The sequence below is a fragment of the Enterobacter soli ATCC BAA-2102 genome (assembly GCF_001654845.1).
Lineage (GTDB): Bacteria > Pseudomonadota > Gammaproteobacteria > Enterobacterales > Enterobacteriaceae > Enterobacter > Enterobacter soli.
Genome location: NZ_LXES01000026.1, coordinates 147,984 through 161,805, shown reverse-complemented (window position 1 = coordinate 161,805; position 13,822 = coordinate 147,984). Strand labels below are relative to the sequence as shown.

Here is a 13,822-nt window from a genome sequence, read left to right as displayed (position 1 = left end):
GCTTCCGAGGAATGACAAGCGGAAAAATACAATTTTATTTCAACCGCTCACCTTTTAGCCAAAACGCCTATTTTTGGTGCTTTTTAATCTCTTTTGGCAGCTCTGCCAGGCTATTAATCACCCAATCCGCTGCATTCTCTGCTTCTGCCGTCACTGGTTTGCCAGTGCGAACTAATATCCTGGTACCTACGCCAGCTGCGGTTGCGGCCTGCATATCTTCCAGTTTATCGCCCACCATATAAGAAGCAGCCATATCAATGTGCAGAAATTCCTGTGCAGAGATAAACATCCCTGGATGAGGCTTACGGCAGTCGCAGGTCTGACGGTACTCTTCTACTGTTCCTTGAGGGTGATGCGGACAATAATAGATACCGTCCAGATCGACACCGCGATCGGCTAACGACCAGTCCATCCATTCCGTCAGAGTTTCAAACTGCGCTTCGGTGAATTTACCGCGAGCAATACCAGACTGGTTGGTGACAACCACCAGCGCATAGCCCATCTCTTTCAGCTGGCGCATTGCATCTATTACGCCTTCGATAAACTCGAACTCATCTATCTCATGGACATAACCGTGATCCACATTAATGGTGCCATCACGATCGAGAAAAATTGCGGGTACTGATTTTGCCACCGGTTTGCTCCTGAAAAAGGCGTGTCCGGCTAGTATCTCATGAATCGCAGTGCAATAAAGTGCTCATCGCACAGAGTTGGATTGATTTAGACGTCTGGATGCCTTAACATCCATTTTGTTTACGGTCATCACCCGTATCTGGCAGAACAAAATGCCACGGCTAACTTACATACGATAAAAATAATCTAATGATTAAACTTTCCAATATCACCAAAGTGTTCCAGCAGGGAAACCGAACCATTCAGGCGCTGAACAACGTCAGCCTGCATGTTCCTGCTGGTCAAATTTATGGCGTCATTGGCGCATCGGGTGCAGGTAAAAGTACGCTAATCCGTTGTGTTAACCTGCTTGAGCGCCCAACCCAGGGCAGCGTAGAAGTTGGCGGACAAGAACTTACCGCCCTATCAGAGAAAGAATTAACGAAAGCGCGTCGCCAGATTGGCATGATCTTCCAGCACTTTAACCTGCTGGCATCCCGCACCGTGTTCGGCAACGTCGCTTTGCCGCTGGAGCTGGACAACACGCCTAAAGAAGAAGTTAAGCGTCGCGTGACCGAACTGCTGGACCTGGTGGGTCTGGCTGATAAACACGACAGCTATCCGGCAAACCTGTCCGGTGGCCAGAAACAGCGTGTGGCAATCGCCCGTGCGCTGGCCAGTAATCCAAAAGTGCTGCTGTGCGATGAAGCCACCAGCGCCTTAGACCCGGCAACCACACGTTCTATTCTGGAACTGCTGAAAGACATTAACCGTCGTCTGGGCCTGACTATCCTTCTTATTACCCATGAGATGGACGTTGTAAAACGCATCTGTGACTGCGTAGCCGTGATCAGCAACGGTGAACTGATTGAACAAGACACCGTAAGTGAAGTGTTCTCTCATCCGAAAACGCCGCTCGCGCAGCAGTTTATTCAATCAACGCTGCATCTGGATATTCCGGAAGATTATCTGGCGCGTTTAAAAGCAGAGCCAACTGCCGACAGTGTTCCAATGCTGCGTATGGAGTTCACCGGTCAGTCTGTGGATGCGCCACTGCTTTCCGAAACCGCGCGTCGCTTTAACGTGAACAACAACATTATTAGCGCGCAGATGGATTACGCCGGCGGCGTGAAGTTCGGCATCATGCTGACAGAAATGCACGGCACACAAGAAGAAACGCAAGGCGCGATCGCCTGGCTGCAAGAACACCATGTAAAAGTAGAGGTATTGGGTTATGTCTGAACCGATGATGTGGCTGCTGGTTCGCGGCGTTTGGGAAACGCTGGCCATGACCTTTGTATCGGGCTTTTTTGGTTTCGTCATTGGTCTGCCGGTCGGCGTACTGCTGTACGTCACTCGTCCTGGGCAAATTATTGAAAACGCGAAGCTCTATCGTACTCTTTCTGCGCTGGTGAACATCTTCCGTTCCATTCCGTTCATTATTCTTCTGGTATGGATGATTCCTTTCACTCGCGTGATTGTGGGTACCTCCATCGGCTTACAGGCCGCAATCGTCCCATTGACCGTCGGCGCTGCACCGTTTATCGCCCGTATGGTTGAGAACGCATTGCTGGAGATCCCGACAGGTCTGATTGAAGCATCCCGTGCTATGGGTGCAACTCCGATGCAGATCGTTCGCAAAGTCCTGCTGCCTGAAGCGCTGCCGGGTCTGGTTAACGCAGCAACCATTACCCTTATTACGCTGGTCGGTTATTCCGCGATGGGCGGTGCTGTCGGCGCCGGTGGTTTGGGGCAGATCGGCTATCAGTACGGCTATATTGGCTATAACGCTACCGTAATGAATACTGTTCTGGTATTGCTGGTTGTTCTGGTTTACTTAATCCAATTCTCTGGCGATCGCATCGTCCGGGCTGTTACTCACAAATAACGTTACACACAACACAAACTCGACGAGTTAAGGATATAACATGGCGTTTAAATTAAAGACCTTTGCAGCGGTAGGCGCGCTGATCGGCTCTCTGGCACTGGTGGGTTGCGGTCAGGACGAAAAAGATCCAAACCACATTAAAGTGGGCGTTATCGTGGGTGCAGAACAGCAGGTAGCTGAAGTCGCTCAGAAAGTGGCGAAAGAAAAATACGGTCTGGACGTTGAGCTGGTCACCTTCAACGACTACGTACTGCCGAACGAAGCGCTGAGCAAAGGTGATATCGACGCTAACGCCTTCCAGCATAAGCCATACCTGGATCAGCAGATCAAAGACCGCGGTTACAAGCTGGTTGCGGCAGGTAACACTTTTGTTTACCCAATTGCCGGTTACTCCAAGAAGATTAAATCTCTGGACGAACTGCAACCTGGCTCCCAGGTCGCTGTGCCTAACGACCCGACTAACCTCGGTCGCTCCCTGCTGCTGTTGCAGAAAGTGGGCCTGATCAAACTGAAAGACGGTGTTGGCCTGCTGCCGACCGTTCTGGATGTGACAGAGAACCCGAAAAATCTGAAAATTGTTGAGCTGGAAGCGCCGCAACTGCCACGTTCCCTGGACGATGCACAGATTGCCTTGGCGGTTATCAACACCACCTACGCCAGCCAGATTGGCCTGACGCCAGCAAAAGACGGTATCTTTGTTGAAGATAAAGACTCTCCATACGTGAACCTGATCGTGACTCGCGAAGACAACAAAGACGCGGAAAACGTGAAGAAATTCGTTCAGGCTTATCAGTCTGACGAAGTATACCAGGAAGCCAACAAGGTGTTTAACGGCGGCGCTGTTAAAGGCTGGTAATCTCACCGCAGTGTAATATCATCAGGACGGGCGAAAGCCCGTCTTGTCATTTATGCAGGCAACTGATTCAATATCTGACGATTTGATTATCCATTGAGGAACTATTATGCGTGCTTTACCGATCTGTCTTTTAGCACTGATGCTGAGCGGCTGTTCTATGCTAAGCAGATCTCCTGTTGAGCCTGTTCAAAGCACTGCAACCCCGCCAAAAGCGGAGCCCGCAAAACCGAAAGCGCCACGTCCTGCGCCGGTGCGCATTATTACCAAAGCCGACGATCTCGTGGGCAAGCCTTTCCGTGAGCTGGGTGATGTGAGCGGCGAATCCTGCCAGGCAACCAATCAGGACTCTCCACCAAACATCCCAACGGCGCGTAAACGCCTACAGATTAACGCCGCAAAAATGAAAGCTAACGCGGTTCTGCTGCACAGCTGTGAAGTGACCAGCGGTACGCCAGGCTGCTACCGTCAGGCGGTTTGTCTGGGAACAGCGCTAACCATTTCGGCGAAATGAGTTCATTTCAGTTCGAGCAGATAGGCGTTATCCGCTCCCCTTATAAAGAGAAGTTCGCCGTACCGCGCCAGCCGGGTCTGGTCAAAAGCGGCGGTGGCGAACTTCACTTCATCGCGCCTTATAATCAGGCCGATGCGGTACGCGGGCTCGAGGCATTCAGCCACTTATGGGTTGTCTTTGTCTTTCACCAGACGATGGAAGGTGGCTGGCGTCCAACCGTTCGCCCTCCGCGTCTGGGTGGCAATGCCAGAATGGGCGTGTTCGCAACCCGTTCAACCTTTCGCCCTAACCCCATTGGCATGTCTCTGGTCGAGCTGAAAGGCATTCGGACGCAGAAAGATCAGGTCATACTGGAGTTAGGCAGCCTTGATCTTGTGGATGGCACCCCGGTTATCGACATCAAGCCTTACCTGCCCTTTGCTGAAGCCCTGCCGGATGCGCGCGCGAGCTATGCCCAGGAAGCGCCGCAGGCTGATATGCCTGTACACTTCACGTCAGAGTTAGCCGCCCAGATAACGCTGCTGGAAAAGCGCTATCCCCGCCTGCGCGATTTTATCGTTGAGGTTCTGGCTCAGGATCCACGTCCGGCCTACCGTAAAGGAGAGGAAACCGGGAAAACCTACGCCGTCTGGCTGCTGGATTTTAACGTTCGCTGGCGCGTGACTGAGACGGGATTTGAAGTCTTTGCCCTTGAACCCAGGTAATTTTATTTTCCTCTCTTTTGGCATCTTTGCCACACTGGTAAACTAAACCACTTTTTTTGTGTCAGGTTGACCATTCAGCCTGTCCTACTCGTCGAAACGGAACCGTAACAACATGCGTACTAGCCAATATCTGCTCTCCACTCTGAAGGAGACACCTGCCGACGCCGAGGTGATCAGCCACCAGCTGATGCTGCGCGCCGGGATGATCCGCAAGCTGGCCTCCGGGTTATACACCTGGCTGCCGACCGGCGTGCGCGTCCTGAAAAAAGTCGAAAACATCGTGCGTGAAGAGATGAACAACGCCGGTGCTATCGAGGTGTTAATGCCGGTAGTTCAGCCCTCTGAACTGTGGCAGGAGAGTGGTCGCTGGGAACAGTACGGTCCTGAACTGCTGCGTATTGCCGATCGCGGCGATCGTCCGTTTGTCCTCGGCCCAACGCATGAAGAAGTCATTACCGATCTTATCCGTAACGAGCTGAGCTCTTACAAACAGCTGCCGCTGAACTTCTTCCAGATCCAGACCAAGTTCCGTGATGAAGTGCGCCCACGTTTTGGCGTCATGCGCTCCCGCGAATTCCTGATGAAAGATGCGTACTCTTTCCACACATCTCAGGAATCTCTGCAAGAGACTTACGACAAGATGTACGAAGCGTACAGCAAAATCTTCTCCCGCATGGGTCTGGATTTCCGTGCGGTACAGGCTGACACCGGCTCTATCGGTGGTAGCGCATCTCATGAATTCCAGGTACTGGCACAGAGCGGTGAAGACGATGTTATCTTCTCTGACTCCTCTGATTACGCCGCTAACATCGAGTTTGCAGAAGCTCTGGCACCAAAAGCGCCACGTGCAGCAGCAACTGAAGAGATGAAACTGGTTGATACGCCAAACGCGAAAACCATTGCTGAGCTGGTTGAGCAGTTCAATCTGCCAGTCGAAAAAACGGTCAAAACGCTGCTGGTGAAATCCACCGAAGGCAGTGCATACCCGCTGGTCGCCCTGCTGGTTCGCGGCGATCACGAACTGAACGAAGTCAAAGCAGAGAAACTGCCGCAGGTTGCCAGCCCGCTGACTTTCGCAACTGAAGCGGAAATCCGCGCGGTGGTAAACGCGGGTCCAGGTTCCCTGGGTCCAGTGAATATGCCAATTCCGGTGGTTGTTGACCGCACAGTTGCGGCAATGAGCGATTTCTCCGCTGGCGCGAACATCGATGGTAAGCACTACTTCGGTATCAACTGGGATCGCGATGTCGCAACGCCAGAAGTGGCGGATATCCGTAACGTGGTTGCCGGTGACCCAAGCCCGGATGGCCAGGGTACCCTGATGATCAAACGCGGTATCGAAGTGGGTCATATTTTCCAGTTGGGCGATAAATATTCCCGCGCGATGAACGCAGCCGTTCAGGGTGAAGATGGTCGTAACCAGGTTCTGACCATGGGTTGCTACGGTATCGGGGTGACGCGTGTGGTCGCGGCGGCGATTGAGCAGAACTACGACGAGCGTGGTATCGTCTGGCCTGACAACATCGCGCCGTTCCAGGTCGCGATCCTGCCAATGAACATGCACAAGTCTTACCGCGTGCAGGAACTGGCTGAAAAACTGTACGCCGAGCTGCGCGCTCAGGGTATCGAAGTGCTGATGGACGATCGTAAAGAGCGCCCAGGCGTGATGTTTGCTGACATGGAACTGATCGGTATTCCACACACTGTGGTTATCGGCGACCGTAACCTCGACAGCGATGATATTGAATACAAATACCGTCGCAGCGGCGAGAAGCAGATGATCAAGACCGGTGACATTCTTGATTACCTGGTGAAAGCCATCAAAGGTTAAGAAACAAAAAACCCCGCACATGCGGGGTTTTTTAATGGGTTAATTCAGCTTACTTGCTGCTGCAATCTTTGCCCGCCAGGAATTTCGCGTCTTTATCCGCCACCAGCGTTTTCACCATCTCCCCGCTATCCGGGTTTGGCTCCATCGTGAAATGACCATCAACCGTCAGTAATACCGGCTTACTGTCATTGCCACGCGCTACGGCAAAATCACGTTCCAGCTGGGCATTGTTCGCCACGCTGACTTTCTTACCTGTCGCGCAGTCAGTAAATACCGCCGCATCAGCCATGTAGAAATACATGCCCCGCATCGCCATCGGCGTAGCCGGGAGTGCCGCTTTTACAGGTGCAAGGGTGTAGTTGAACTGTGACTCAATCGGATTGCCTTCACGATCGAGCATCTCCATCCCTTCACCTTTAGGGCGGAACCAGGTTTTCTCGCCTGTCGAATCCGTCAGGACCAGTTTCTCAGCGGTGCGTGCCCAGGTGCCATAGGTAGCGAAGGAAGAAGGACCTTTCGCGCCCTGATAGTGCTGGTTCATAACCCAGGTACCGTCTTTTTCCAGGAATAACGAGGTTTCGATACCTTCACAATCGGCGCACGGCAGCACGCCGCGCCAGCTCTGCTGCATCGGTTTTAATTCTTCAGACTGCGTTGGCTGTAATGCCTGTGTTTCCGTACGGTTGTTACACCCGAAAAGTGCAAAGAGCGTACTCACTGCCAGTGCTGACAATAGTGCTTTTTTCACAATGAAATCCTTATGAAAAATAATGTTCCTTTTCGTCACTCTGTGGGGCGACGAACTTTACCGCGAAGTGCCTTCACTGTGGATTTTTGCGCCTTCGACGACAACCGGCGCTCTTTTGAAGCGCGGGTTGGCCGCGTAGGGCGGCGGCTTTTCTGTACTGCGGTTAACTCTTTAATGACTGCTACCAGCCTGGAGATCGCCGCTTCCCGGTTTAACTCCTGGCTGCGGTACTCCTGCGCTTTAATCACTATCACGCCATCGCTGGTAATCAGATGATGGCTGGCGGCAAGCAAACTTTCTTTATAATACTCTGGCAGGCTGGAGGCCCGGATGTCAAAGCGCAAATGGATGGCCGTTGAAGCCTTATTGACATGCTGCCCACCCGCCCCCTGAGCGCGGATCGCGGTGATCTCCAGCTCGTTATCAGGGATACTGACATTCCGGGATAAGACAATCATGCGGAGGGTTGCCACGCTGTCAGATGAATTTCCAGATTATTCTGAGAGTCTGAAAGCCAGATAGCCCCGTCCTGAATCGTCGCCTGCAATACCATTGTGCGGCTGGCAAACTCACTCAGCTGAACCAGTTGCTCATCATCCAGATACCATACCGTGAGATTTTTAAACTGTCCGCACTTGCTCTTACTCTGCTGCCACCAGATCTCCGCAGCACGCTGATTATACGCGAATAACGCCACTTCCGCGGACTGGGTGCAGGCCTTTTTCACACGGCGCTCATCCGGCAGGCCGAGTTCAATCCACAAATCGATACCCAGGTGATCGTTGCGCAGCCAGGCTTCTGGCTCATCCTCCGCACTTAAGCCACGCGTAAATTGCAGGCGCTCGTCGGCATACTTAATCCACGCCAGCAGGCGCAGCATCATGCGTTCCTGGGTTTCAGAAGGGTGACGCGCCAGCGTCAATGACGCATCGAGAAACTGGTTGCGGTCAAGATCCGCCACATTGACCACAGCTTTATAAATTGTCGCTTTCAGCGCCATGAGAGAACTCCTTTCGAATCAGGCGCACATTGTAGCGAAAATAGCTCGAAAAGGCTGTTACCAGGTGATGAATGCGTCACCATCAAGGCGCTGATATTGCTTGAATGAGTATGGTATAGTCACCTTGCTAAACCGAGTTTATCTTCGTAGGCTTAATGATATCTCACAGTAAGTCAGTGCGCTGGCAGGAGGGGATGTGAATAATTATTGTGAGTTAATTCGCAAAAGGTATGCGGAAATCGCCAGCGGGGATCTGGGATACATCCCGGATGCGTTGGGCTGTGTATTGAAAGTGCTGAATGAAGTGGCCTCTGATGAGAGCCTTTCAGAATCGGTCAGGGAAAAAGCAGCATATGCTGCGGCGAATTTACTGGTGAGCGATTATGTCGATGAATGATACTTATCAACCCATCAATTGTGATGACTATGACAACCTCGAACTCGCCTGCCAGCATCATTTAATACTGACGCTGGAGCTAAAAGATGGCGAAGTATTGAAGGCGAAAGCCAGCGACCTGGTTTCACGAAAGAATGTGGAATATCTGATAGTGGAAGATGCCGGCGCGACGCGCGAGCTTCGCCTGGACAAAATTGCCAGCTTCAGCCACCCGGAAATCGGCACAGTCGTGGTAAGCGAGTCCTGATTACCCCTAACGGGCAGCCAGACTGCCCGTTACACTTTCCACTCAAAACAGACCCCCTCTTCTGCCCAACCCTCTTCAGTGACAAAGACGCCCGCAGCCGCAATCAGCGTTTCACCGTAGAAAAGCAAAGGCGTGGCATCACGACGCCAGGGGGGAACATTGCACTCCTGCCATATCTTTTTCAGCTTCCGCCCGCCGTTTCTGCCGACAATATGCAACATCCCGCGGGCTTTAAAGCGCACGGTAACGGGCTCATCGGCTTTCGGCAGACGCACATGACCCGTATTCGCCAGGGAAACCTTTCCCGCGCCATAGGGCAGCTCCAGCGCATCGCCAGAGTGCGACCAGTCGAGCACCACATCAGATAGCGAAGGAGCAGATTTAATCCACCAGAGCTGCCCTTTATAGCGTCTTGCCTCATACCCATTCAGATGCAGACAAGGTGCGGCATCGTCACGCGCCTGAGCAACCTCGTCCCAGAGACGGCTCAGCATCGCCCGCGATGGCATAGGGGCGTTATGCGATGCCAGCCACCGTCTTAGCAAGGCAGCACGGCGTACCGCACTCATTACTTCCATCGGTGCGATAGCCAGCGCGCCATCAGCAGAAACCAGCTCGGCCAATTCTGCACTCAGTAACTCGTCCAGCAGGCTTTCCTGCTCAGCGCACAGCATGGCGCTGCGGGCCGTGGCTTCGGCAAAATGTCCCCAGCGCTCAGTCAGCAGTGGCAGGACACGAAGACGCAGGAAATTACGGTCATAGCTGTCGTCCTGATTGCTTTCATCTTCAATCCAGCTAAGACCATGCTCCCGCGCCCAGACCTCCAGCGAGGCACGCGTCTCACCCAGCAATGGGCGGATTAACGCGGTATTAGCAAAATTCGCCCGCTCAGGCATAGCGGACAATCCCGCCGGGCCGCTTCCACGCTTAAGCGCGAGCAAAAAGGTTTCACACTGATCGTCCAGATGCTGCGCCGTCACCAGCACTTCGCCGGGCAGAATTGCACTGGCAAAGGCAGCATAACGGGCTTTACGCGCCTGCGCTTCGATGCCCAGGCCTTCATCCTCGAGTATCACCCGCTCAACGCGCAGCGGAATTGCCCACGCTGCACACAGCGCCTCGCAGTGCGCCACCCAGACATCCGCATGAGGGCTCAACCCATGATGGATATGTATTGCCCTGATCTGGACGTCAGGCTCTTGATCGCGCCAGCATTTCAGGCGATGAAGCAGAACGGTTGAATCCAGCCCACCGCTAAACCCCACCAGCAGCTGGCGGTACGGTGAAACAGCGTGTGCGATAACGGGTAAGGTCATAAAAGGTTTGCGCAAAAAAATGCCCGAACAAGACGGGCATTATCACACATGACGAACATTACTGCTGGTAAAGCTCCAGCGGGAGGCCATCCGGGTCGTTGAAGAAGGTAAATCGCTTATCCGTAAAGGGATCGATGCGAATGGCTTCACACTTCACACCATGCGCTTTCAGATGCTTCACCGCGCTATCAAGGTCATCAACGCTAAAGGCCAGATGGCGCAGACCACAGGCTTCCGGACGCGACGGACGCGCAGGCGGGAAAGGAAAAGAAAACAGCTCAATCACATACTGCCCGTTTAACGCGAGATCGCCTTTCCAGGAGTCACGCTCCTCGCGATAGACTTCGCTCAACAGCGTAAAGCCCAGAATATCGCAGTAGAAAGACTTACTTTTCTCGTAATCGGTCGCAATGATCGCTATATGATGAACCTGTTTTAAACCCAGCATAGCTTCTCCTTTTTATGAAGCCAGAACGTTACAACCGAAAACCCAAACCACGCAAGTCGTCCCACTTATTTTAGGACTCTGACCCAGTAAACTCCCTGTTCATCACGCTTCGCGCCGTGGATGTCCGTTTCAAAGCCCGGATAGTGGCGGCCCACAGAGCAGAGCATCAGCAGAAAATCGAGTACCGCCCGGCTCTCTTCGGTGATCATCTCACCCGGCATCAGAAGTGGAACGCCCGGCGGGTAAGGCAGGATCATATTGGCCGACACTCGCCCGACCAGGTTTTCCAGCTCGACGGTTTGCACCTCGCCTTTGACCTGACGCTGCCAGGCCTCATGCGGCGTCAGCTTCATTTCCGGAAGAACGTCAAAGGCTTGTAACATCAGACGCGGCAGATCGTGCTGACGGATCAGCTTGTGGATCCCCTGAGCCAGATCCTGAATACGCATATTGCGGTAGAAATCAGGATCTTCCGCATAGAGATCCGGCAGCATATTTTTGACCCGCAGATTCAGATCGTAAGCGCGTTTAAACTCCATCAGCCCCCGCAGCAACCCCATCGCGCGGGTTTTGTCGATCCCAATACTGAACAGGAACAGCAGGTTATACGGCCCGGTTTTCTCTACCACAACGCCGCGTTCATCAAGGAATTTCGCCACCAGCGCAGCGGGGATCCCTTCATCGCTCATATTGCCTTGTTCATCCATACCCGGGGTCAGGATCGTCACTTTTACCGGATCAAGGAACATGTGGTCTGCATCGGCATTACGGAAACCGTGCCAGCTTTCACCAGGCGAAACCGGCCAGCACTCTGCCTCCTCAATCTCTTCCGGCTGCCAGATGTCAAAGAACCAGCCGTCGGCTTCTTCTTTCAGGCGCTGAACCTCTTTGCGGAAATGCAGCGCTCGTTCCACCGAACGATTGATTAAACGCTTGCCAGGATTGCCACGTAACATTGCCGCCGCCGTTTCAATAGAGGCCACCAGCGGATAACTTGGAGAAGTAGTGGTATGCATCATAAAGGCTTCGTTGAAAGTCTCTTCGTCATAGTCACCCTTGATGTGGATAAGTGAAGCCTGAGAAAACGCAGCCAGCATTTTGTGGGTCGACTGCGTTTCGAAGAACACTTTACCCGGTACGCGCTCACCGCTCATCCCGCTCTTACCCGCATAAATCGGGTGGAAGTTGGTATATGGCACCCAGGCGGAATCAAAGTGAATCGATGGCACATCCAGCGTTTGTTTGATCCAGTTGGTGTTGTACAGCAGACCGTCGTAAGTCGAATTGGTTATCACTGCGTGGACGGGCCAGCTGGCACCGGCTACTGTGGCCACCTTGTTTTCAATGGCCGTATGGCTAAATTCACGACGCGGGATACCCCCCAAAATACCAAGCGCATTACGCGTGGGCGACAGCCAGAGCGGGACGACATCGCTCATCATCAATAAATGGGCCAGCGACTTATGGCAGTTACGGTCAATCAGCAGCGTGCTTCCGGCCGGTGCTGCATACATTCCAACGATTTTATTCGACGTCGAGGTGCCGTTGGTCACCATGTAACTCTGTTCAGCCCCAAAGGTACGCGCGATATACTCTTCGGCCTCAAGATGCGGGCCGGTATGGTCCAGCAGAGAGCCAAGTTCGGTGACCGAAATCGACACATCCGCCTTAAGGGTGTTGCCGCCGAAGAAATCATAGAACAGGCAGCCCACCGGGCTTTTCTGATACGCCGTTCCCGCCATGTGGCCAGGCGTGCAGAACGTATATTTGCCTTCCTTCACATAAGTGAACAGTGCCCGGGTGAACGGCGGCGTGATGTTATCGAGGTATTCACGGGTGTATTGCTGAATGCGGGTCGCAATATCTTCCGCCACGCCGAGCGAATATTCGAAGAACCACAGCGCCATACGCATATCATGCGCGCTGACGTCCATCGTGGAGTGGGTATTAATAAAGGCATACAGCGGAAGATATTCGTTCAGCTTGTTAATTTCGCTGCATAGCTCCAGGTCGTACTCATCCCAGTCAAAGATAACACCGCAGATACGCGGGTTGTGCTCGATGAACTTCAGCAGGTCGGCGCTGTTATGCGGCCAGATGAGCTGGTATCCACGGGACTGTAGTGTCTGCTCCAGCTCCTTGATGGGCTCGTCTTTATAAAAGACGCCATGTGGCCCCATGATGGCAATAATGTTCATGGTTTACCTCCTTGAAAAACATTAGCTAAGCATAGCCAGGGTAAACCGCAGGTATAAAAAAAGCCGCAACATTGTGCGGCTTTTCAGATAATTGTGAAGTTTATGCGTAACCGTAGGTCATCAGACGCTGATAACGGCGGTTGAGCAGCTCTTCTTTGCTCAGCACATCAAGGTCCGCCAGGTCTGCCAGCAGCTGTGCTTTCAGGGAAGCAGCCATCACTTCCGGCTTACGGTGCGCACCACCCAAAGGTTCTGGGATCACGGAGTCGATAAGCTTCAGCTCTTTCAGACGCGGAGCAATGATGCCCATCGCTTCGGCAGCCAGAGGCGCTTTGTCCGCACTCTTCCAAAGAATAGATGCACAGCCTTCCGGGGAGATAACAGAATAGGTGCTGTATTGCAGCATATTCACTTTATCACCCACGCCGATTGCCAGCGCACCACCGGAACCACCTTCACCGATAACGGTACAGATGACCGGAACGCTCAGACGAGACATTTCACGCAGGTTGCGTGCAATGGCTTCAGACTGGCCGCGCTCTTCCGCGCCCACACCTGGGTATGCACCCGGGGTGTCGATGAAGGTGATGATTGGCATGTTAAAACGCTCAGCCATCTCCATCAGACGCAGTGCCTTACGGTAGCCTTCTGGTGCAGGCATCCCGAAGTTACGACGGATTTTTTCTTTGGTTTCACGACCTTTCTGATGACCAATGATCATCACCGGGCGTCCGTCCAGACGAGCAATACCGCCAACGATAGCTTTGTCGTCGGCATAAGCGCGATCGCCTGCCAGTTCGTCAAATTCATCAAACGCCAGGCGGACATAATCCAGGGTGTACGGACGCTGTGGGTGACGCGCCAGCTGGGCAATCTGCCATGCGCCGAGATCGGCAAAGATTTTGCGCGTCAGCTCTACGCTTTTTTCGCGCAGACGATGCACTTCTTCGTCGATGTTAATATCCAGTTTTTCATCCTGACGGCTAACCGCGGTCAGAGAATCGATTTTCGCTTCCAGCTCTGCAATCGGCTGTTCGAAATCAAGGAAATTCAGACTCATAGTATT

General features: G+C 53.0%; 16 protein-coding genes. 8 read left to right on the top strand and 8 right to left on the bottom strand.

The window, feature by feature from the left end:
- Positions 1 to 67: 67 nt before the first annotated feature.
- Positions 68 to 634 carry a D-glycero-beta-D-manno-heptose 1,7-bisphosphate 7-phosphatase gene (gene gmhB / locus M987_RS09935; RefSeq protein WP_014068994.1) on the bottom strand — a complete coding sequence of 189 codons (567 nt, stop codon included), beginning with the start codon at positions 632 to 634 and terminating at the stop codon, positions 68 to 70.
- 188 nt (positions 635 to 822) lie between these two features.
- Here gmhB and metN point away from each other — a divergent pair, with 188 nt between their 5' ends.
- From metN to proS, 6 genes are all read left to right on the top strand, one after another.
- The gene (gene metN, locus M987_RS09930) at positions 823 to 1,854 is read left to right on the top strand and encodes a methionine ABC transporter ATP-binding protein MetN (RefSeq protein ID WP_014068993.1); all 1,032 of its coding nucleotides are present in this window, start codon (positions 823 to 825) and stop codon (positions 1,852 to 1,854) included.
- The gene (locus M987_RS09925) at positions 1,847 to 2,500 is read left to right on the top strand and encodes a methionine ABC transporter permease MetI (RefSeq protein ID WP_003856130.1); all 654 of its coding nucleotides are present in this window, start codon (positions 1,847 to 1,849) and stop codon (positions 2,498 to 2,500) included. Before metN ends, M987_RS09925 begins: the two co-directional genes overlap by 8 nt.
- A gap of 40 nt (positions 2,501 to 2,540) precedes the next feature.
- Positions 2,541 to 3,356 carry a methionine ABC transporter substrate-binding lipoprotein MetQ gene (gene metQ, locus M987_RS09920; protein ID WP_014068992.1) on the top strand — a complete coding sequence of 272 codons (816 nt, stop codon included), beginning with the start codon at positions 2,541 to 2,543 and terminating at the stop codon, positions 3,354 to 3,356.
- Between the two features lie 106 nt (positions 3,357 to 3,462).
- The gene (rcsF, locus tag M987_RS09915; protein ID WP_014068991.1) at positions 3,463 to 3,867 is read left to right on the top strand and encodes an Rcs stress response system protein RcsF; all 405 of its coding nucleotides are present in this window, start codon (positions 3,463 to 3,465) and stop codon (positions 3,865 to 3,867) included.
- Positions 3,864 to 4,571: a tRNA (N6-threonylcarbamoyladenosine(37)-N6)-methyltransferase TrmO gene (gene tsaA / locus M987_RS09910; RefSeq protein WP_014068990.1), complete on the top strand. Its 708-nt coding sequence runs from the start codon at positions 3,864 to 3,866 to the stop codon at positions 4,569 to 4,571. The genes rcsF and tsaA overlap by 4 nt, the downstream gene beginning before the upstream one ends.
- A gap of 112 nt (positions 4,572 to 4,683) precedes the next feature.
- The gene (gene proS / locus M987_RS09905; protein WP_014068989.1) at positions 4,684 to 6,402 is read left to right on the top strand and encodes a proline--tRNA ligase; all 1,719 of its coding nucleotides are present in this window, start codon (positions 4,684 to 4,686) and stop codon (positions 6,400 to 6,402) included.
- Between the two features lie 49 nt (positions 6,403 to 6,451).
- Here proS and nlpE read toward each other — a convergent pair whose 3' ends face one another.
- Genes nlpE through M987_RS09890 form a run of 3 tightly spaced genes read right to left on the bottom strand, consistent with a single transcriptional unit; the run spans position 6,452 to position 8,150 of the window.
- A complete protein-coding gene (gene nlpE / locus M987_RS09900) occupies positions 6,452 to 7,150 on the bottom strand; it encodes an envelope stress response activation lipoprotein NlpE (RefSeq protein ID WP_014068988.1) in 699 nt (232 codons plus the stop codon).
- Between the two features lie 35 nt (positions 7,151 to 7,185).
- The gene (gene arfB, locus M987_RS09895) at positions 7,186 to 7,608 is read right to left on the bottom strand and encodes an alternative ribosome rescue aminoacyl-tRNA hydrolase ArfB (protein WP_014068987.1); all 423 of its coding nucleotides are present in this window, start codon (positions 7,606 to 7,608) and stop codon (positions 7,186 to 7,188) included.
- Positions 7,605 to 8,150 carry a YaeQ family protein gene (locus M987_RS09890; RefSeq protein ID WP_014068986.1) on the bottom strand — a complete coding sequence of 182 codons (546 nt, stop codon included), beginning with the start codon at positions 8,148 to 8,150 and terminating at the stop codon, positions 7,605 to 7,607. Before M987_RS09890 ends, arfB begins: the two co-directional genes overlap by 4 nt.
- A 196-nt stretch (positions 8,151 to 8,346) precedes the next feature.
- Between M987_RS09890 and M987_RS09885 the strand changes: the two genes are divergently transcribed.
- A complete protein-coding gene (locus tag M987_RS09885; RefSeq protein WP_006173580.1) occupies positions 8,347 to 8,547 on the top strand; it encodes a YaeP family protein in 201 nt (66 codons plus the stop codon).
- Entirely contained in the window at positions 8,534 to 8,794 is a 261-nt protein-coding gene (gene rof, locus M987_RS09880; RefSeq protein WP_010426685.1) for a Rho-binding antiterminator, read from the top strand. The genes M987_RS09885 and rof overlap by 14 nt, the downstream gene beginning before the upstream one ends.
- A gap of 29 nt (positions 8,795 to 8,823) precedes the next feature.
- Here rof and tilS read toward each other — a convergent pair whose 3' ends face one another.
- The 4 genes from tilS to accA form a co-directional block, all read right to left on the bottom strand.
- On the bottom strand, positions 8,824 to 10,110 hold the full coding sequence (tilS, locus tag M987_RS09875; protein WP_014068985.1) for a tRNA lysidine(34) synthetase TilS: 1,287 nt from the start codon (positions 10,108 to 10,110) through the stop codon (positions 8,824 to 8,826).
- A gap of 58 nt (positions 10,111 to 10,168) precedes the next feature.
- Positions 10,169 to 10,558: a VOC family protein gene (locus M987_RS09870; RefSeq protein WP_014068984.1), complete on the bottom strand. Its 390-nt coding sequence runs from the start codon at positions 10,556 to 10,558 to the stop codon at positions 10,169 to 10,171.
- A gap of 65 nt (positions 10,559 to 10,623) precedes the next feature.
- Positions 10,624 to 12,756: a lysine decarboxylase LdcC gene (locus M987_RS09865; RefSeq protein ID WP_014068983.1), complete on the bottom strand. Its 2,133-nt coding sequence runs from the start codon at positions 12,754 to 12,756 to the stop codon at positions 10,624 to 10,626.
- Between the two features lie 100 nt (positions 12,757 to 12,856).
- On the bottom strand, positions 12,857 to 13,816 hold the full coding sequence (gene accA, locus M987_RS09860; protein WP_014068982.1) for an acetyl-CoA carboxylase carboxyl transferase subunit alpha: 960 nt from the start codon (positions 13,814 to 13,816) through the stop codon (positions 12,857 to 12,859).
- Positions 13,817 to 13,822: the final 6 nt, after the last annotated feature.